Here is a 17,576-nt window from a genome sequence, read left to right on the forward strand (position 1 = left end):
TACTTGCGTACAGGCTCTCATCTCGAATATGGCGGTGAGGGGGGGATTCGAACCCCCGATACGTTGCCGTATACACACTTTCCAGGCGTGCTCCTTCAGCCACTCGGACACCTCACCATATTGTCTTGCTGCTCACCTTGGGTGGGCAACGGGGCGCTACTATAGGGAGTTGCGTTAAAACGGTCAAGCATATTTTCTTCTTTCTCTACCGTTCGCTCACGCAATGAACAACACCCCGCTGCGGTACAGCGGGGCGGGGTTTTTAGCGCTGAGAATCCAGCTGTTCGTTATTCTTCACCACGTCCTGCGCTTTGCTGTAGCTTTCGATCAGCAGTTGGTAGGCCGGGAAGACTTTGGTGTACACCTCCGCCCATTCTGCGGCGTCCGGGCGATTCCAGGTGCGCTGCAGCTCAGAGGCGACGGCAGCGGTATCCATCGGCACTACGCCAGCCTGTACCACGCGAGCCAGGGTGATTTCCTGCGCCATTTTGCTGTAGGTGCCGGAAGCGTCAATCACGGCAAACACTTTATAACCGTCGGCGACAGCGGCGATAGCCGGGAAGGCCATGCAAACGCTGGTAATGGTTCCGGCGATAATCAGCGTCTTACGACCGGTCGCTTTCACCGCGGCGACGAATTCCGGGTTATCCCAGGCGTTAATCTCGCCTTTACGGGCGATGTATTTCGCATGCGGCGCGTTTTCATGAATCTCCGGGATCAGCGGACCGTTCGGCCCCTGCGGCACGGAGGCGGTGGTGATCACCGGGATCCCGGCAAGCGACGCCATCTTGGCCAGCGCGGCGGCGCGAGCGCGCAGCTCTGGCATTGGCATATCGCCGACGGTCTGGAACAGGCCGCTCTGGTGGTCAATCAACAGCATTGCGGTATCGTTAACATCAATCACCGGACGAGCACCGTTAAAGTTAGCGGGAGTAGACATAGTATTCACCTCAATCAGTTAGATTTGGCCAAAGCGGCCGCTGTTAAAATCGCGAACGGCTTCTGCGATCTGCGTTTTGTTATTCATGACAAAGGGGCCATAACCCACAATCGGCTCCTGCAGCGGTTCGCCGGCCATCAGCAGAACTTTTGCCTGGGCGGTCGCCTCCAGATGCAGGGCGTCTCCTGTCTGGCTCAGGACGGCCAACTGACCTTCGCGGGCGGACTCGGAACCGTTGATGATCACTTCCCCTTCCAGCACCACCAGCGCGGTACTCCAGCCTTCCGGCTGGCGCAGCGTGAGGTCGTGCCCCTGATTCAGCTGCAGATCCCACACATTAAGCGGTGAGAAGGTATGGGCCGGGCCGCTGACGTCGTCATACTGGCCGGCAATAACTCGAACTTGTCCGGCGCCATTCGCCAGCGCGACGCTGGGGATCGTCCCGGCGGTAATGCTCTGATAGCCGGGGGCCGTCATTTTGTCTTTGGCGGGCAGGTTGACCCACAGTTGGATCATCTTCAGCTCGCCGCCGCTGCGGGTGAAGGCTTCCGAGTGGAACTCTTCGTGCAGGATCCCGGCGCCCGCCGTCATCCACTGCACGTCGCCCGGGCCAATCACTCCGCCGCGTCCGGTGGAGTCACGATGCTCTACTTCACCGGCGTAGACGATGGTGACGGTTTCGAATCCACGATGCGGATGCTCACCGACGCCGCGTTTATCGCTGCCTGCCGGAAAGGTGTACGGCCCGGCATAGTCGAGCAGTAAGAAGGGACTCAGCTGCTGGCCGTGCGTCTGATAAGAAAACATCGAACGAACCGGGAAGCCGTCACCTACCCAATGCTGCGCAGGCGCGGTGTAGACTCCTGTAATCTGTTTCATGGCTTTCTCCTGTGTATCGGTATCTGATGTGAATAAGCTTATATCCGGGACGACGTGTGCGGTAGTGAGCAAAAATGACCTATACTGTTCCAAAAATGGAACAATGGAGGAAGGATGCAGGATCTCAATGACTTCGCCTGGTTTGTCCAGGTGGTAGACCATGGCGGTTTCGCCGCGGCGGGGCGAGCGCTTGACCAGCCGAAATCCAAGCTCAGCCGCCGCATTGCGCAACTCGAGGAGCGGTTGGGCGTGCGTTTGATTCAGCGAACCACCCGTCAGTTCGCGGTTACTGAGGTCGGGCAGACCTTTTATCAGCATTGCAAAGCGATGCTGATAGAGGCCGAGGCGGCGCAGCAGGCGGTCGAGACGCTGCGCGCCGAGCCGCGCGGTAGCGTCAGGATCACCTGTCCGGTCACCTTGCTGCATGTCCATATTGGACCGATGCTGGCGCGATTTATGGCGCGCTATCCCGGGGTAACGCTGCATCTTGAGGCGACCAACCGCCGGGTGGATGTGGTCGGGGAGGGGATTGATGTGGCGATCCGCGTCCGTCCCCGGCCCATCGAGGATAGCGATCTGGTGATGCGCGTGCTGGCGGACCGCGGGCACCGGCTGGTGGCTAGTCCGGAGCTGATTTCCCGACTCGGGCGCCCGCAGGCGCCCTCTGAACTGAGTGCCTGGCCGGGGCTCAGCCTGGGAGCGAACAAGCATCAGCATAAATGGCAGCTCACCGGGCCTGAGGGAGCGAGAGCGGAAGTGTATTTCACGCCGCGAATGGTGACCACCGATATGCTGGCGCTGCGCGAGGCGGCGATGGCCGGCGTAGGCGTGGTACAGCTTCCTTTATTAATGGTGCGCGATCAGCTGGCGTCAGGGGAGTTAGAGGTGGTACTGGATGAGTGGCAGCCGCGGCGGGAAGTGATCCATGCAGTATTTGCCTCGCGGCGCGGGCTGCTGCCCTCCGTCAGGGCACTGGTGGACTACCTCAGCGAAGAGTATCAGCGGATGGAGGAGGATTGATGGGGAGGCAGAGGTTTTTTGTCGGAACTCATATGTGAAAAGCGTCCGTACTTTTTCACGCACTCTTCGCAATCGCGTAGGGGCGTGAAAGATTGCTCACTGTGTGAGTCGTTTGCCGCTTGAGAGCGTTGGCTGTTTTAAGCAACCCCTGGTTTTTTCGATACATCGTTTTACTATGACCGTCTGGTATTATTTAAGCAATTTTGCCATAACGTCAAAAAACATTGGCAGATCATCCCTGAATGAGAAGGCCGTGTTTATTGCCTGGCGAGCGATTAAACCGTCAATAAGGGCAAAAATAATGATCGTGACTTCTTCAAGATTAATATCGCGACGAAACTCTCCGGCAGCGATACCCTCCTGGATGAGCCGCGCGAAGCTTTTCCGCATGATGTCATCGCTGGAGATATACGTTTTTCGCAGTTCTGGATTACGCGCAGACTCAGCCATGATTTCAACCCAAAGTTGATGCGTGATAGGGTAACCGATCTCGCTAATACAGGACGTAACTTGTGCACAAAGGCGATCAAAATAAGAGCCTGCATAGGTCGCATTATGGGCAGTCAACGCGGAGTTCTGTTCTTCCAGTACAATAGCCTTAACAAGCTCATCCTTACTTTTGAAATACGTATACATTGCTCCTTGACTGATTCCTGCCCGGGTAGAGATTTCACGTACGCTTGTCGCACTAAAGCCTTTTTCCGCAAAGCAGGCAGCAGCAGCCGTAATCAGCTTATGGTAGGTTTCGGTTTTTTTTAACATATCGGCATCTTGGTTAATTCGGTGCCCAGACTTTAACGCGCTTTTATGCAAGGAGCCAGAGCTAAACTCTGTCGTCTGGCTCCTGGATTTCGTCTTACTTTAGCAGGGGTAATTCACTGAGCATGTTCTTGAGATTCAGCCCTGTCCCAGGGCAAATGTTCAGCAATTGTCAGGCCAACGGGGACTGCTTTTGTCGTCGCTGCCGCAATCAGATTGAGTACATCCTCAATCGTCAGTTTGCCTTCAGCAACGTCGCCAAAATCGTGTTTTCCGCGCCCCGGTTTTGCAAAAAGAACGGAGCGGAACAGAGACGGGTCGAGAACGTCCAGATCGATATGGATCGCCAGATACGCAATCTTTTCTTTCGATATCCACTCCAGGACTTCATCTTCGCCGCTTTTAACCTGTTCAGGTGCTAGCGTCGTAATGTTATGGCGAGTGAGGTATTCAGCTTCATAAGGAAGTGGATCGTGGATACCGGCAATCATTATTTTTGACGGGTTAAGTTTGGTTCTTACATGGGCAACTAAATCGTTATCACCCGTACCCATTAGCGCACCAAGCACATGGGCATGCGCGTTTGGATATTGTTCAGCAGTCTGCACGTCAGGATGCGAGTCAATCCAGAGCACACCGAGTTTGTCTCCGTACTTATCGAGCAGGTGGGCGAAAGGCGCCAGCGAAACTAGGCAGTCTCCGCCTAAAATGACAATGCTATTGGGATCATGCTTTTCAATCAGTGTGGCAGCATTACTGAGCTGCCTGATGAGGGATGGCTTAGCCGTGATGTCATTAATCCCTGGCAATGGCTCTGTTGTTGGCAACTCAACAGGAACGGTCTCAACGGGCCCTTTTGCTTCAGGAGAGAGAAACGAGAGGAGCTGTGAGCCAAGATAGTAGGGAGGATTGTTACCGCCTTGCCATTGAGGAAATATAAGTCGCAGTGTTTTGCTAGTCATTGGTACCTTCTATGTTGTCATGTGCTAAAATGAATGAGTGTTCATTCATTTTTACATTGAGTTAAGGTCGATACGCAAGTAACAAAGCACTTTTCGTTAATGCATAACCTACACCATCCGGAGCGATATGATTTTCGTTATGCCGGGTGGCTCAAAGCGGAAGAGGGGATAGTGTAGGCGAACATCTTCGCTGCGCTGTTAATCGTGTGAACCAAAGGCTGGCTTTGACAATACTGAGTAATGTCAAAGCCAGTTGGCGAACCCCGGTCGGGGGTTCTCATCCCCCCGGCGGGTGCCACAGGCGAAAAAAAGCCCGTACTTTCGTACGAGCTCTTCTTAAAATATGGCGGTGAGGGGGGGATTGACTCGCTTCGCTCGCCCCTGCGGGGCAGCCCGCTCGCAGGCTCGCGGTCTGTCCAACTGGCGTTGCCAGTTGTCGAACCCCGGTCGGGGATTCTCATCCCCCCGGCGGGTGCTACATGCGAAAAAAAAGCCCGTACTTGCGTACAGGCTCTCATCTCGAATATGGCGGTGAGGGGGGGATTGACTCGCTTCGCTCGCCCCTGCGGGGCAGCCCGCTCGCAGGCTCGCGGTCTGTCCAACTGGCTGCGCCAGTTGTCGAACCCCGGTCGGGGATTCTCATCCCCCCCAGCGGAGAATATAAAAGAAAAGAGCCCGTACTTGCGTACAGGCTCTCATCTCGAATATGGCGGTGAGGGGGGGATTCGAACCCCCGATACGTTGCCGTATACACACTTTCCAGGCGTGCTCCTTCAGCCACTCGGACACCTCACCATATTGTCTTTCCCGTTGTTGTCGGGAACGGGCGCTAATGTAGGGAAATACGTATCGCCCGTCAATCAACTTTTTGCAAAAAAAGCGCGTTTAGACAAACTTCGAGCAACTTGCTCCTTAAACGCGCGAAATCCGTTTTTTTTGTCGCCAGTGCCTTTTCCCTTTTCGCTCGGGAGAATTTTGTTATGCTGGCAAACCAATAGAAAACAATGAGTAAAATAAGACGCCAGCGTCAATCGGCCAAAGGCGTCTGCTATCAGGAGCCCCTATGGAGATTATTTTTTACCATCAGACCTTTGATACCCCATTCTGGATCCGTGAGCTGGAAAAACAGTTACCCGGTGCGCGGGTGCGCGAGTGGAAAGCGGGTGACAACCAGCCGGCTGACTATGCCCTGGTCTGGCATCCGCCGGTAGAGATGCTGCAGGGCCGGGCGCTGAAGGCCGTGTTTGCCCTCGGGGCGGGCGTGGACTCGATCCTGAGTAAGCTGCGCGACCATCCGGATATGCTGCCGCTGTCTATTCCGCTGTTTCGCCTCGAAGATACCGGTATGGGACGGCAGATGCAGGAGTATGCCGTGAGCCAGGTGTTGCACTGGTTCCGCCGCTTTGATGACTATCAGGCGCTGAAGCTGGCTTCCCGCTGGCAGCCGCTGCCCGAGTATCGCGCCGACGAATTTACCGTCGGTATTATGGGTGCCGGCGTGCTGGGGGCGAAGGTCGCGGAAAGCTTGCAATCCTGGGGGTTCCCGCTTCGCGTCTGGAGCCGTAGCCGCAAATCCTGGCCACAGGTGCAGAGCTTCGCCGGTCAGGCCGAGCTGGGCGAATTCCTGCAGGGCACTCGCGTGCTGATCAACCTGCTGCCGAATACCGCCGAAACCGCCGGTATTATTAACCAAACGCTGCTGGCGCAGCTGCCGGATGAGAGCTATGTCCTTAACCTTGCTCGCGGCGTGCATGTCGTTGAAGAGGATCTGCTGGCGGCGCTGAACAGCGGTAAGCTCAAAGGGGCGATGCTCGATGTCTTCAGTCGCGAACCGCTGCCGCAGGAGAGCCCGCTATGGGCGCATCCGCGGGTGGCCATGACCCCCCATGTGGCGGCAGTGACCCGTCCAATGGAAGCTATCACCTACATTGCGGGGACCATTAACCGGCTTGAGCGAGGGGAACCGGTAAGCGGTCAGGTCGACCGCCAGCGCGGTTATTAAGACGAGAGAACCCCGCCACGGCGGGGTTTTTGCTAATCAATAGCCCGGTTTCCTGCTATTCTTGCGGCAAACAGAAGAGGAGAATGTGATGTATCCCGTTGACCTGCACATGCATACCGTCGCCAGCACCCACGCCTACAGCACCCTGCACGATTATATTGCGGAAGCAAAGCGTAAAGGGATCAAACTCTTCGCCATCACCGACCATGGCCCGGATATGGCGGATGCCCCGCACTACTGGCACTTCGTTAATATGCGCATCTGGCCCCGCCTGGTAGACGGGGTGGGGATCCTGCGCGGTATTGAGTCGAATATTAAAAATATCGAAGGTGAGATCGACTGCTCCGGGCCGATGTTAACCTCGCTTGATCTGATCATCGCCGGATTCCATGAGCCGGTGTTCCCGCCGCAGGATCGTGACACCCATACGCAGGCGATGATCGCCGCGATGGCCAGCGGTAAGGTGCATATGATTAGCCATCCGGGTAATCCGAAATTCCCGGTGGATATCCCGGCCATTGCCGAAGCGGCGGCCCGCTATCAGGTGGCGCTGGAGATTAATAACTCCTCTTTTATTTCATCGCGTGTAGGCAGTGAAGATAACTGTCGAGCTATCGCTGCGGCGGTGCGTGATGCCGGGGGATGGGTGGCGCTGGGCTCGGACTCTCACACTGCCTTTACCCTCGGGGAATTTACCGAATGCCGCAAGATCCTTGATGCGGTCGATTTTCCGGAGGAGAGGATCCTCAACGTTTCTCCGCGTCGCCTGCTCAACTTCCTCGAGTCGCGGGGCATGCCGGCGATCCCGGAATTTGCTGACCTTTAATTTGTATAACTGGAATAACTGAATGAACGAGTTTTCAATCCTCTGCCGCGTGCTGGGTTCGCTGTATTACCGTCAACCGCAGGACCCGCTGCTGGTGCCGCTGTTTACCCTGATACGTGAGGGCAAACTGGCTGCCAGCTGGCCGCTTGAGCAGGATGAACTGCTGGCGCGTCTGCAGAAAAGCTGTGAGATGCAGTCCCTGGCGACGGACTATAATGCGCTGTTCGTCGGTGAAGCCTGCAGCGTGCCGCCGTACCGTAGCGCGTGGGTGGAGGGTTCCTCGGAAGCAGAAGTACGGGCTTTTATGAGCGAACACGGCATCCCGACAGGGGAGGGTCCGGCGGATCATTTCGGATCGCTGCTGTTGGCCGCCTCCTGGCTGGAGGATCATGCTACAGAAGACCAGAGCGAGACGCTGGAGTTCCTCTTTGCTGACTATATCCTGCCATGGTGCGGGACGATGCTGGGCAAAGTCGAAGCCCATGCCCACACGCCGTTCTGGCGCACCATGGCGCCATTGACCCGCGACGCCATCGCCGCGATGTGGGACGAGCTTCAGGAAGAAGATGAGCAATAATATGTGATGTAAATCACTATTTTAATGCAACTGAAATTAGGTTCATTCATATACTGTGTTTTAGATCTCATTCTTCCGGCGCGTATCTGCTAGGATACGCGCCATGAACATACTCTTCGCAATCGCATTAACGACGGGCATTCTCTCCGGAATTTGGGGATGGGTGGCGGTCGCTCTCGGCCTGCTGAGCTGGGCCGGTTTCCTCGGCTGTACGGCCTATTTCGCCTGCCCGCAGGGCGGTCTGAAAGGTCTGGCAATCTCCTCGTGTACGGTAATGAGCGGCGTGGTCTGGGCATTAGTGATTATCCACGGTAGCGCACTGGCCCCGCAGCTGCAGATCCTCAGCTATATGATGACCGGTATCGTCGCTTTCCTGATGTGCATTCAGGCGCGACAGACATTGCTGTCGTTTGTACCGGGCACCTTTATCGGCGCCTGCGCGACTTTTGCGGCAGACGGCGACTGGCGCCTGGTGGCGCCCTCCCTGGCGTTGGGTCTGGTTTTTGGCTATGCCATGAAGAATAGTGGCCTGTGGCTGGCGGCCCGCGCGGGCAAACATAAATCGTTCGCTAATGACAACGCCTGACCGGCGAAACAACAGGCTCAACAGGACCCTTAGGGTCCTGTTTTTTTTAGCTTCCCGTCGCCAGTGCTGAGGGATAATCTTGCTCCCGGGGGCGGGAATGCCCTAGTATCGGCAGAAAGCCGTATCCACGCGCTATGCCGACAGGAGGAGAAATGGCTGTTCAACCTGAGGTAATTCTCGGCGATATTACGACGCTTGATGTCGATGTGATTGTTAATGCGGCAAACCCCTCGCTGCTGGGCGGCGGCGGGGTGGATGGCGCGATCCACCGGGCGGCTGGTCCGGCGCTGCTGGCGGCTTGTAAACAGGTGTTGCAGCAGCAGGGCGAATGTCCTCCCGGTCATGCGGTGATCACTATTGCGGGCGATCTTCCCGCCAGCGCGGTGATCCACACCGTGGGCCCGGTCTGGCACGGCGGCGACCACATGGAAGCGCAAACCCTGGCGGATGCTTACAAAAACAGTCTGCAGCTGGCCACGGCAAACAACTATCGCTCCATTGCGTTTCCGGCGATCAGCACCGGCGTGTATGGCTATCCGAAAGAGGAAGCGGCGGAGATCGCCGTGCGCACCGTCACCGCGTTTCTCACTCGCTATAATCCCCTTGAGCGCGTCCTGTTCGTCTGTTTTGATGAGGAAACGGCGGCTATCTATCGCCGCCTGCTGGCGTCATACCCCTGATCCACCAGAATAGGCTATGATAACCGCCGGTATTGACGGGAAAGATGGATAGCAGGAGGGAGCAGGGTGTCAGAAGGAAAAGTACAGCAGAAGCAGCAGGCGCGCCGCGCAGAGATCGTTGCCGCTGCGCAAAGGTGTTTTGCTGAAAAGGGGCTGCATGGCGCTTCCGTTGCCGATATTGCCCGCGAGGCGGGCCTGAGCGTTGGTCAGCTGTATCGTATTTTTGCCAGCAAAGAGGCGATCATCGAAGCGATTGTCAGCGAAATCGTCCACGCCAGGGTCGGGGAGATGATCGATGAGAACCACAATCTGGCGCGCAAAGCGGCGGTGCTGGCCGGCAGGATCCCGACGTCGGCAGCCACCAAAAGCGACAATTATCTGCTGATGGAGATCAACGCCGAAGCCTCGCGTAACCCACGCTTGCGCGAGATCCTGGTGCAGGCCGATCGGCGTTTGAAAGAGGAAGGAGGGCGTCTGTCGCAGCGCTACCATCCCGGGCTCAGCGATGCGCGACGCAATGCCGCATCAGAGCTCATCGCCGTTCTGACCGAGGGGGCCGCCTATCGCTGTGAGCTCAGCGCCTCGACCCCGGTCGATAAGGCAGATTTAGAAGCTCTGTATAATATGATTTTCGACCGGCTTTTTGACGAGCAGGCGTAATGCGACACGCCTGGCGTGCCGCACCCGCGGCAAATTAGCTGGCCGAAGCCGGGGTTTTGGCCGGTTTGTTCATCGGTTTACCGGAGAACAGGAAACGCAGCAGCGGAATGCGCAGGTGAATTTCATACAGGATCAGCGCGATACCCACCACAAAAACCAGCCCGACAATAAAGCCTAAGGTATTGGACTTGATGGCCGGGGTGATCCACGCCCCGTAAAGCAGCGTCAGCGGGTGGTGCACCAGGTAAATAAACAGCGAGGCATTGACGAAATAGGTCACGCGCGCCGACTGGAAGTTCAGCAGTCGATGGCCGAGCGAAAAGACCACATTGACCATCCACAGCCCCAACACCATAGTAATCACCGATTCGGTTTCATACATCCAGCCGTCGCCGGACCCATACTGCTGATTCAGCCGGTAGGCGATAAACCCCAGCAGCGCCGCTGCGCAGCACCACGGTGACGGAGTGGTGAACATGGTCTTTAAGCGCGCGTTAATGAAGGTCTGTGCGCCCAGCACAAAGAAGGGCAGATAGAACAGCGTCTGCATCACAACGAAATTAAACAGACCATTGCTCAGCAGGGGCGGGTAGATCAGGAACAAGGACCGACGGATCAGCGCGTAAAAGACCCCCAGCGCAAGGAAAATCATCGTCAACTGGCCCATGGTGACAGTGTCACTGAAGGCGAGGCCGTGGCCAGCCGGGCGGCGCGTCAGCCATTTAAACAGCACCACCCCCAGCGAGGTCAGTACCACCAGAACCAGTAAAAACCACAGGTGGGAAATAAGCTCCCAGGCCAGGGTGTTAAATTTGTCGTATATGGAAAGGGTATGCCAGTTTTCCGCCTTGCCGTTGACGTACTGCAGCATAATAAACTGTGGCAGCGTCAGCAGCGGGATGGCGGTCAGCATCGGAATACCGACTCGTTCGACGCGCACTTTCCACCATTTTTTCAGCGGGTAGCGCAGAAACAGCATGTAGGAGAAATAGCCGGAGATGACGAAGAAGACCTGCATGCGAAAGGCATGGATGAAGTCATTAAACAGCGTCAACCACCACGAGGGTTCGGCGCTGTTGACATGCCAGCTGTGGCTGGAATAAATCAGCGAAATGTGGAAAGGGATCCCCAGCAGCATCAACCAGGCGCGGATGCTGTCGAAGAAATATTCACGCTGTACCGGAGTATTATTCATACGATTCACGACAATCTCAGATAATTCGTCTTATCACTCAAGGTGATAACGCTTACATTATCAGCAACCCTACATGAACTCGGGGTAACTGTCTCCAGGATAAGCACTCAAAGTGCAAACGGGACAGCGAACTGTTTATTCCCTGTGCCGCCAGGCTGAACAAAGCAGGGATTATGTTGTCGGATTGCCTGAGTTTCCATTAAAATAGATCGGATCGATTTAAGCACACAAAGGGGGAAGTGCTTACTTATATGAAACATAAACCACAGATGATGAAAATGCGTTGGTTAAGCGCAGCCGTAATGTTGTCCCTGTGTACTTCATCTGCATGGGCGTTTAGCATTGATGACGTTGCAAAAGAGGCCAAAACGTTAGCCGGGAAAGGCTATGAAGCGCCGAAGAGTAACCTGCCCTCCGCTTTCCGCGACATGAAATACGCGGACTACCAGCAAATTCAGTTTAATCACGATAAAGCTTACTGGAATAACCAGAAAACCCCATTCAAGCTTGAATTTTACCATCAGGGGATGTACTTCGACACGCCGGTCACCATCAATGAAGTGACGGCGACCAGCGTGCGCAAAATTAAATATAGTCCGGACTATTTTAACTTTGGTAACGTCCAGCACGATAAAGACACAGTGAAAGACCTCGGTTTCGCTGGCTTCAAAGTACTGTATCCGATCAACAGCAAAGATAAGAACGATGAAATCGTCAGCATGCTCGGTGCCAGCTACTTCCGCGTGCTGGGTCAGGGTCAGGTTTACGGTCTGTCCGCGCGTGGCCTGGCTATCGATACCGCGCTGCCGTCCGGCGAAGAATTCCCACGTTTTCGTGAGTTCTGGATCGAACGTCCAAAAGCCACTGACAAGCGTCTGACTATCTATGCGCTGCTGGATTCCCCGCGGGCAACCGGTGCTTATCGCTTTGTGATCATGCCGGGACGCGACACCGTCGTGGACGTGCAGTCCAAAGTTTACCTGCGTGACAAAGTCGGCAAACTGGGTGTGGCGCCGCTGACCAGCATGTTCCTGTTCGGTTCCAACCAGCCTTCTCCGACGCTCAACTATCGTCCGGCGCTGCACGACTCCAATGGTCTGTCGATCCTGGCCGGTAACGGCGAGTGGATCTGGCGTCCGCTGAACAACCCGAAACACCTGGCTGTCAGCAGCTATGCGATGGAAAATCCGCAAGGGTTCGGCCTGCTGCAGCGCGGCCGTCAGTTCTCGCGCTTCGAGGATCTCGACGATCGTTATGACCTGCGTCCGAGCGCCTGGATCACCCCGAAAGGGGACTGGGGCAAAGGGAAAATCGAGCTGGTTGAAATCCCGACCAACGATGAAACGAACGATAATATCGTGACTTACTGGACGCCGGATCAACTGCCGGAGCCGGGCAAGGAGATGAATTTCAAATACACCATCACCTTCAGCCGCGATGAAGACAAGCTGCATGCGCCAGATAACGCCTACGTTATGCAGACCCGCCGCTCTACCGGCGACGTGAAGCAGTCGAACCTGATCCGCCAGCCGGACGGCACGGTTGCCTTCATTGTCGACTTCACCGGCGCCGATATGAAGAAACTGCCAGCGGATACCCCGGTCGCTGCTCAGGCGAGCACCGGCGATAACGCGGAAATCGTTGAAAATACCGTGCGTTACAATCCAGTGACCAAAGGCTGGCGGATGATCCTGCGTTTGAAGGTCAAAGATCCGAAGAAAACGACGGAAATGCGTGCCGCACTGGTTAACGGTGATGACACGTTGAGCGAAACCTGGAGCTATCAGCTGCCTGCCAATGAATAAGATAACGAAGTACATTGACGCATTGCCGCTGTCGGACGCCGAGAAATCGGCGCTGCCGGACACCAGTCTGCAGGCCGTTCACCAGGCCCTGGATGACGAACATCGGCATTTCGCCCGCGAAGACGACGCCCCGTTAGGATCAGTGAAAGCGCGACTGGCGCACAGTTGGCCGGATTCTCTTTCTGGCGATCAGCTGGTGAAGGATGACGAAGGTCGTACCCAACTGCATGCTATGCCGAAAGCCAGGCGCTCTTCGATGATCCCGGACCCGTGGCGTACTAACCCGGTCGGCCGCTTCTGGGACCGTCTGCGCGGACGCGATGTCACGCCACGCTATCTCTCCCGCCTGACGCAAGAAGAGCGTGAGAGCGAGCAAAAATGGCGTACCGTCGGGAGCATTCGTCGCTACATCCTGCTGTTGTTGACGCTGTCGCAGACCGTGGTGGCCACCTGGTATATGAAAACCATTCTGCCTTATCAGGGCTGGGCGTTGATCAACCCGGCCGACATGGTGGGGCAGAACCTGTGGATCTCTTTCATGCAGTTGCTGCCGTATGTGTTGCAGAGCGGCATCCTGATCCTCTTCGCGGTGCTGTTCTGCTGGGTTTCCGCCGGCTTCTGGACCGCGTTAATGGGCTTTCTGCAACTATTGATTGGCCGCGACAAGTACAGTATTTCCGCCTCGACGGTCGGTGACGAACCGTTGAACCCGGCGCACCGTACGGCGCTTATTATGCCGATCTGTAACGAAGACGTTGATCGCGTTTTCGCCGGACTGCGGGCGACGTGGGAGTCGGTGAAAGCGACCGGTAACGCTGCTCATTTCGACGTCTATATTCTCAGCGACAGCTATAACCCCGATATCTGTGTTGCTGAGCAAAAGGCGTGGATGGAGCTGATTGCCGAAGTGCAGGGCGAAGGGCAGATCTTCTACCGTCGCCGTCGTCGTCGCGTGAAGCGTAAGAGCGGCAACATCGATGACTTCTGCCGTCGCTGGGGCAGCCAGTATAGCTATATGGTGGTGCTGGACGCTGACTCGGTGATGACCGGTGAGTGTCTGAGCAGCCTGGTGCGCCTGATGGAAGCGAACCCGAACGCCGGGATCATCCAGTCATCCCCGCGCGCCTCGGGCATGGACACGCTGTATGCGCGTTGCCAGCAGTTTGCCACCCGGGTGTACGGTCCGCTGTTTACGGCGGGTCTGCACTTCTGGCAGCTGGGGGAGTCCCACTACTGGGGACACAACGCCATTATCCGCGTGAAGCCGTTCATTGAGCACTGCGCGCTGGCGCCGTTGCCGGGCGAGGGTAACTTTGCCGGGTCGATCCTGTCGCACGACTTCGTCGAAGCCGCGCTAATGCGCCGTGCCGGCTGGGGGGTGTGGATTGCCTACGATCTGCCGGGCTCCTATGAGGAGCTGCCGCCGAACCTGCTGGACGAGCTGAAACGCGACCGTCGCTGGTGTCAGGGCAACCTGATGAACTTCCGCCTGTTCCTCGTCAGAGGGATGCACCCGGTTCACCGGGCGGTATTCCTCACCGGCGTAATGTCGTACCTGTCAGCGCCGCTATGGTTTATGTTCCTTGCCCTGTCGACGGCGTTGCAGGTGGTGCATGCCCTGACCGAGCCGCAGTACTTCCTGCAGCCGCGTCAGCTGTTCCCGGTGTGGCCGCAGTGGCGTCCGGAGCTGGCCATCGCGCTGTTCGCTTCGACCATGGTGCTGCTGTTCCTGCCGAAGCTGCTGAGTATTATTCTGGTGTGGTGTAAAGGGCCGAAAGAGTACGGCGGGTTTATCCGCGTCACGCTCTCTCTGCTGCTGGAGGTCCTGTTCTCGGTCCTGCTGGCACCGGTTCGCATGCTGTTTCACACCGTCTTCGTGGTCAGCGCCTTCCTCGGCTGGGAAGTGGTGTGGAATTCGCCGCAGCGTGATGATGACTCCACGCCGTGGGGAGAAGCCTTTATGCGTCACGGTTCTCAAATGCTGCTGGGGCTGGTGTGGGCAGTCGGAATGGCATGGCTGGATCTGCGCTTCCTGTTCTGGCTGGCGCCGATTGTTGTCTCGCTGATCCTGTCGCCGTTTGTGTCGGCGATCTCCAGCCGGGCGACGGTAGGCCTGCGCAGCAAGCGCTGGAAGCTGTTCCTGATCCCGGAAGAGTATTCGCCGCCGCAGGTACTTAAGGATACCGACGCGTACCTGACGCTGAACCGTCAGCGTTCGCTGGACGATGGCTTTATGCACGCGGTATTCAATCCGTCGTTTAACGCCCTCGCCACGGCGATGGCCACCGCGCGCCACCGTCATGGTCATATCCTTGAGATCGCTCGCGAGCGCCACGTTGAGCAGGCGCTGAACGAAACGCCGGATAAGCTGAACCGCGATCGTCGACTGGTGTTGTTGAGCGACCCGGTGACCATGTCGCGTCTGCACTATCGCGTCTGGGCCGCGCCGGAGAAGTATTCATCGTGGGTCAACGCCTATCAGCAGTTAGCGCTTAATCCGCTGGCGCTGAAAACGAAATAAGCCGTACGTAAAGGAAAATACCGGCAGCGATGCCGGTATTTTTTTATCTGAAACACGAGGTTGTGGATGCGAATATTATCGATCATTGCCATGGCGCTGCTGCTGAGCGGCTGCGGCAGCATTATCAGCCGGACGGTGCCCGGGCAGGGGCATGGCAATCAATATTACCCGGGCGTGCAGTGGGACGTTCGCGACTCAGCATGGCGCTATCTCACCGTTCTGGACCTGCCGTTCTCGCTGGTATTCGATACGCTGCTACTGCCGCTGGACGCCAGCCACGGGCCCTATAACTGATTAACGCTCGTCCCACTCGTCTGCTGCCGTCTGTCCCTCTTCGGTATCCAGCGAGGGTTCGAGCTGGAATTCGCCTTCATCCCACTCATGAAGCGTATTTTCTTCCAGCCACTCCTGGCGTAGCTCTATCTCATCATAATCCCCGTCGAAGACGCTCTGCGCAGCTTCGCCGCTGAGCATCGGTAAACATTCGCCTTGCTCGTCTTCGTCTGCAAAAAATTCGGCCTGCCATGCGATATCACCATCCTGCAGCACATACTTTTGAATATTGAGCTGCTCAACGTTAGCGCTCTCTTCATCGCTGTCAGGATTATTGGCGAGAAATTCTTCGCGTGCTGCATCAATAGCTTCTTCGAGCGTGGCATAGAACATCGAATCCTTTGGCATAGCGAATCTCCTGAGAAGAATATGAATTGAACACGATTCAATCTATAGAAGGCGGTAGCCATGGCGTCAAGGGGCAGGGCCCCTCTGGACATTAATTTACTGAATGGCGGTCAGGCTGCGACACTTCCGCTACAGGTCGGCGCAAGCTGAGGGTCGAGTAAATGGCGTTAAACAACACCACGCCAGCGGTGACCAGGAATACCGCGCGGAAACCGTAGTTGGCGGACACCGAGGCGCCTATCAGGGGGCCGGTAACGTTGCCAATATCGCGGAACGACTGGTTATAGCTAAAGATACGCCCGGAGATCTGGCTGGTGGAGTTATACACCAGCAGGGTTTGCACCGCCGGCAGCAGTGCCCCGTCTGCGGCGCCGAGCAGGAAACGCAGGATACCCAGCTGCAGTGGAGTCTGAACAAACGACATCGGGATCAGCAGCAGCACCGAGATAACCAGCGCGACGATGAGGATCTTTTCCGGTCCGATACGATCCCCGAGCCTGCCCAGACGAGGGGCGCTCATCAGCGCGGCTATTCCCGGCACCGAGGCGATCATCCCGCTAATAAAGGCGATGTTACTGACGTTGCCGGCCAGGTCGCGCACGTAAAGCGTCAGAATCGGCGCAATCGAGCCGGTGGCCACCTGGATTATCAGCGAGGTCACAAACAGGCTGAGCACCAGTTTGGGATTCTGTAGCGAGGAGAAAACCTCTCTGGCACTGAGCATCTCTTTTTTGGCGATCGGCACAAAATTTTCACGGATTAAAAACAGGGTAAACAGGAAGCAGATAAACAGCACCGCCGCGGTCATAAAGAAGACGGTACGCAGGCCCCAGTGGTCGGCCAGAAAGCCGCCCGCCAGCGGGCCGAGCAGGGCGCCGCTCACCGCGCCGGTTGACAACGTACCCAGCGCCCAGCCGCTTTTATGGCGCGGGATCTGCGTCGCAATCAGGGCGTTGGCGTTAGGAATGAAGCCGCCCAGCAGGCCGAGCAGCGCACGCAATAGCAAAAACTGCCAGATATTCTGTGCCATCCCCATCAGCATCATGACTACGGACATTCCGAGGGCGGAACGCAGCAGCATAATTTTTCGTCCTTTGCGGTCAGCAAGACCGCCCCAGAACGGTGAGGCAATGGCGGAGAAGAGGAAGGTGATACTAAAGACCAGCCCGGACCACATGTTCAGCGCGCTATGCCCGGTGACCCCGAGCTGTTCGACATAGAGTGGCAGAAAGGGCATGACCAGACTGAAGGCGGCGCCAGTTAAAAAGCAGCCGAGCCAGGTCACGGTCAGATTTTGTTTCCAGTTAATGGGGGTATCAGCAGAGGACATAGGGTTCCACTGGCCTGCGCGGCAGGTCAAATTAAGAGAAAATATGAGCCTGCTAATTATGCGCCTGGGAAATAAATGCCGCAATGGAGGAGAGCTTTTAAAGCTAAAGCAGAGCATAAAGCATGAGCGAGAAGCGCATTCCCGGCCACATGC

16 protein-coding genes, 2 tRNA genes, 1 other RNA gene and 1 pseudogene are annotated in these 17,576 nt (G+C 56.5%); 10 read left to right on the forward strand and 10 right to left on the reverse strand.

The window, feature by feature from the left end; all coding sequences use genetic code 11:
* Positions 1–29: 29 nt before the first annotated feature.
* The 3 genes from CWM58_RS26375 to CWM58_RS26385 all read right to left on the reverse strand — a co-directional run bounded on the left by CWM58_RS26375 (position 30) and on the right by CWM58_RS26385 (position 1,819).
* Positions 30–117 (reverse strand) — tRNA-Ser (locus tag CWM58_RS26375).
* Positions 118–262: 145 nt separating this feature from the next.
* Positions 263–940 carry an isochorismatase family protein gene (locus tag CWM58_RS26380; protein ID WP_002898927.1) on the reverse strand — a complete coding sequence of 226 codons (678 nt, stop codon included), beginning with the start codon at positions 938–940 and terminating at the stop codon, positions 263–265.
* Positions 941–958: 18 nt separating this feature from the next.
* Positions 959–1,819 carry a pirin family protein gene (locus CWM58_RS26385; RefSeq protein WP_061155105.1) on the reverse strand — a complete coding sequence of 287 codons (861 nt, stop codon included), beginning with the start codon at positions 1,817–1,819 and terminating at the stop codon, positions 959–961.
* Positions 1,820–1,933: 114 nt separating this feature from the next.
* Between CWM58_RS26385 and CWM58_RS26390 the strand changes: the two genes are divergently transcribed.
* Complete coding sequence (locus CWM58_RS26390; RefSeq protein WP_048265383.1) at positions 1,934–2,839, forward strand: LysR family transcriptional regulator; 906 nt, start codon at positions 1,934–1,936, stop codon at positions 2,837–2,839.
* Between the two features lie 189 nt (positions 2,840–3,028).
* On the opposite strand, the gene CWM58_RS26395 is transcribed toward CWM58_RS26390, so the two are convergent.
* The 4 genes and pseudogenes from CWM58_RS26395 to CWM58_RS26410 form a co-directional block, all read right to left on the reverse strand.
* A complete protein-coding gene (locus CWM58_RS26395; RefSeq protein ID WP_100682172.1) occupies positions 3,029–3,601 on the reverse strand; it encodes a TetR/AcrR family transcriptional regulator in 573 nt (190 codons plus the stop codon).
* 94 nt (positions 3,602–3,695) lie between these two features.
* A pseudogene (locus CWM58_RS26400) lies at positions 3,696–4,560 on the reverse strand (arginase family protein).
* Between the two features lie 526 nt (positions 4,561–5,086).
* Positions 5,087–5,224: non-coding RNA, RtT sRNA (locus tag CWM58_RS26405), on the reverse strand.
* 43 nt (positions 5,225–5,267) lie between these two features.
* Positions 5,268–5,355 (reverse strand) — tRNA-Ser (locus CWM58_RS26410).
* Positions 5,356–5,623: 268 nt separating this feature from the next.
* Here CWM58_RS26410 and ghrA point away from each other — a divergent pair.
* The 6 genes from ghrA to CWM58_RS26440 all read left to right on the forward strand — a co-directional run bounded on the left by ghrA (position 5,624) and on the right by CWM58_RS26440 (position 9,891).
* Positions 5,624–6,562 (forward strand): glyoxylate/hydroxypyruvate reductase GhrA, encoded by a 939-nt coding sequence (gene ghrA / locus CWM58_RS26415; RefSeq protein ID WP_100682150.1) that lies wholly within the window; start codon positions 5,624–5,626, stop codon positions 6,560–6,562.
* An 88-nt stretch (positions 6,563–6,650) separates the two neighbouring features.
* Positions 6,651–7,388 carry a phosphatase gene (locus CWM58_RS26420; RefSeq protein ID WP_008805956.1) on the forward strand — a complete coding sequence of 246 codons (738 nt, stop codon included), beginning with the start codon at positions 6,651–6,653 and terminating at the stop codon, positions 7,386–7,388.
* A gap of 22 nt (positions 7,389–7,410) precedes the next feature.
* The gene (locus CWM58_RS26425) at positions 7,411–7,965 is read left to right on the forward strand and encodes a molecular chaperone (RefSeq protein ID WP_100682151.1); all 555 of its coding nucleotides are present in this window, start codon (positions 7,411–7,413) and stop codon (positions 7,963–7,965) included.
* A 103-nt stretch (positions 7,966–8,068) separates the two neighbouring features.
* The gene (locus CWM58_RS26430) at positions 8,069–8,551 is read left to right on the forward strand and encodes a DUF1097 domain-containing protein (RefSeq protein WP_100682152.1); all 483 of its coding nucleotides are present in this window, start codon (positions 8,069–8,071) and stop codon (positions 8,549–8,551) included.
* Between the two features lie 152 nt (positions 8,552–8,703).
* Positions 8,704–9,231, forward strand: a complete 528-nt coding sequence (gene ymdB / locus CWM58_RS26435) for an O-acetyl-ADP-ribose deacetylase (RefSeq protein ID WP_100682153.1) — start codon at positions 8,704–8,706, stop codon at positions 9,229–9,231.
* Positions 9,232–9,297: 66 nt separating this feature from the next.
* The gene (locus CWM58_RS26440; RefSeq protein WP_012968582.1) at positions 9,298–9,891 is read left to right on the forward strand and encodes a TetR/AcrR family transcriptional regulator; all 594 of its coding nucleotides are present in this window, start codon (positions 9,298–9,300) and stop codon (positions 9,889–9,891) included.
* A gap of 34 nt (positions 9,892–9,925) precedes the next feature.
* On the opposite strand, the gene mdoC is transcribed toward CWM58_RS26440, so the two are convergent.
* A complete protein-coding gene (gene mdoC, locus CWM58_RS26445) occupies positions 9,926–11,086 on the reverse strand; it encodes a glucans biosynthesis protein MdoC (protein WP_100682173.1) in 1,161 nt (386 codons plus the stop codon).
* A 251-nt stretch (positions 11,087–11,337) separates the two neighbouring features.
* Between mdoC and mdoG the strand changes: the two genes are divergently transcribed.
* The 3 genes from mdoG (at position 11,338) to CWM58_RS26465 (ending at position 15,706) form a co-directional block, all read left to right on the forward strand.
* Positions 11,338–12,891 carry a glucans biosynthesis protein MdoG gene (gene mdoG, locus CWM58_RS26455; RefSeq protein ID WP_012968580.1) on the forward strand — a complete coding sequence of 518 codons (1,554 nt, stop codon included), beginning with the start codon at positions 11,338–11,340 and terminating at the stop codon, positions 12,889–12,891.
* Positions 12,884–15,412, forward strand: a complete 2,529-nt coding sequence (gene mdoH, locus CWM58_RS26460) for a glucans biosynthesis glucosyltransferase MdoH (RefSeq protein WP_061155095.1) — start codon at positions 12,884–12,886, stop codon at positions 15,410–15,412. Before mdoG ends, mdoH begins: the two co-directional genes overlap by 8 nt.
* A gap of 66 nt (positions 15,413–15,478) precedes the next feature.
* Entirely contained in the window at positions 15,479–15,706 is a 228-nt protein-coding gene (locus CWM58_RS26465) for a YceK/YidQ family lipoprotein (RefSeq protein WP_008805964.1), read from the forward strand.
* On the opposite strand, the gene CWM58_RS26470 is transcribed toward CWM58_RS26465, so the two are convergent.
* Both CWM58_RS26470 and mdtG read right to left on the reverse strand, forming a co-directional pair.
* Positions 15,707–16,093, reverse strand: a complete 387-nt coding sequence (locus CWM58_RS26470) for a MysB family protein (RefSeq protein WP_012542251.1) — start codon at positions 16,091–16,093, stop codon at positions 15,707–15,709.
* 91 nt (positions 16,094–16,184) lie between these two features.
* Positions 16,185–17,423: a multidrug efflux MFS transporter MdtG gene (gene mdtG, locus CWM58_RS26475; RefSeq protein ID WP_100682154.1), complete on the reverse strand. Its 1,239-nt coding sequence runs from the start codon at positions 17,421–17,423 to the stop codon at positions 16,185–16,187.
* Positions 17,424–17,576: the final 153 nt, after the last annotated feature.

It is taken from the genome of Klebsiella sp. H-Nf2, assembly GCF_002806645.1.
Classification (GTDB): domain Bacteria; phylum Pseudomonadota; class Gammaproteobacteria; order Enterobacterales; family Enterobacteriaceae; genus Klebsiella; species Klebsiella variicola.

What these genes read in the sequence shown, in the direction of transcription:
- CWM58_RS26380 (WP_002898927.1), bottom strand. Translation starts at nt 940, where the DNA reads ATGTCTACTCCCGCTAACTTTAACGGTGCTCGTCCGGTGATTGATGTT.
- CWM58_RS26385 (WP_061155105.1), bottom strand. Translation starts at nt 1,819, where the DNA reads ATGAAACAGATTACAGGAGTCTACACCGCGCCTGCGCAGCATTGGGTA.
- CWM58_RS26390 (WP_048265383.1), top strand. Translation starts at nt 1,934, where the DNA reads ATGCAGGATCTCAATGACTTCGCCTGGTTTGTCCAGGTGGTAGACCAT.
- CWM58_RS26395 (WP_100682172.1), bottom strand. Translation starts at nt 3,601, where the DNA reads ATGTTAAAAAAAACCGAAACCTACCATAAGCTGATTACGGCTGCTGCT.
- ghrA (WP_100682150.1), top strand. Translation starts at nt 5,624, where the DNA reads ATGGAGATTATTTTTTACCATCAGACCTTTGATACCCCATTCTGGATC.
- CWM58_RS26420 (WP_008805956.1), top strand. Translation starts at nt 6,651, where the DNA reads ATGTATCCCGTTGACCTGCACATGCATACCGTCGCCAGCACCCACGCC.
- CWM58_RS26425 (WP_100682151.1), top strand. Translation starts at nt 7,411, where the DNA reads ATGAACGAGTTTTCAATCCTCTGCCGCGTGCTGGGTTCGCTGTATTAC.
- CWM58_RS26430 (WP_100682152.1), top strand. Translation starts at nt 8,069, where the DNA reads ATGAACATACTCTTCGCAATCGCATTAACGACGGGCATTCTCTCCGGA.
- ymdB (WP_100682153.1), top strand. Translation starts at nt 8,704, where the DNA reads ATGGCTGTTCAACCTGAGGTAATTCTCGGCGATATTACGACGCTTGAT.
- mdoC (WP_100682173.1), bottom strand. Translation starts at nt 11,086, where the DNA reads ATGAATAATACTCCGGTACAGCGTGAATATTTCTTCGACAGCATCCGC.
- mdoG (WP_012968580.1), top strand. Translation starts at nt 11,338, where the DNA reads ATGAAACATAAACCACAGATGATGAAAATGCGTTGGTTAAGCGCAGCC.
- mdoH (WP_061155095.1), top strand. Translation starts at nt 12,884, where the DNA reads ATGAATAAGATAACGAAGTACATTGACGCATTGCCGCTGTCGGACGCC.
- CWM58_RS26465 (WP_008805964.1), top strand. Translation starts at nt 15,479, where the DNA reads ATGCGAATATTATCGATCATTGCCATGGCGCTGCTGCTGAGCGGCTGC.
- CWM58_RS26470 (WP_012542251.1), bottom strand. Translation starts at nt 16,093, where the DNA reads ATGCCAAAGGATTCGATGTTCTATGCCACGCTCGAAGAAGCTATTGAT.
- mdtG (WP_100682154.1), bottom strand. Translation starts at nt 17,423, where the DNA reads ATGTCCTCTGCTGATACCCCCATTAACTGGAAACAAAATCTGACCGTG.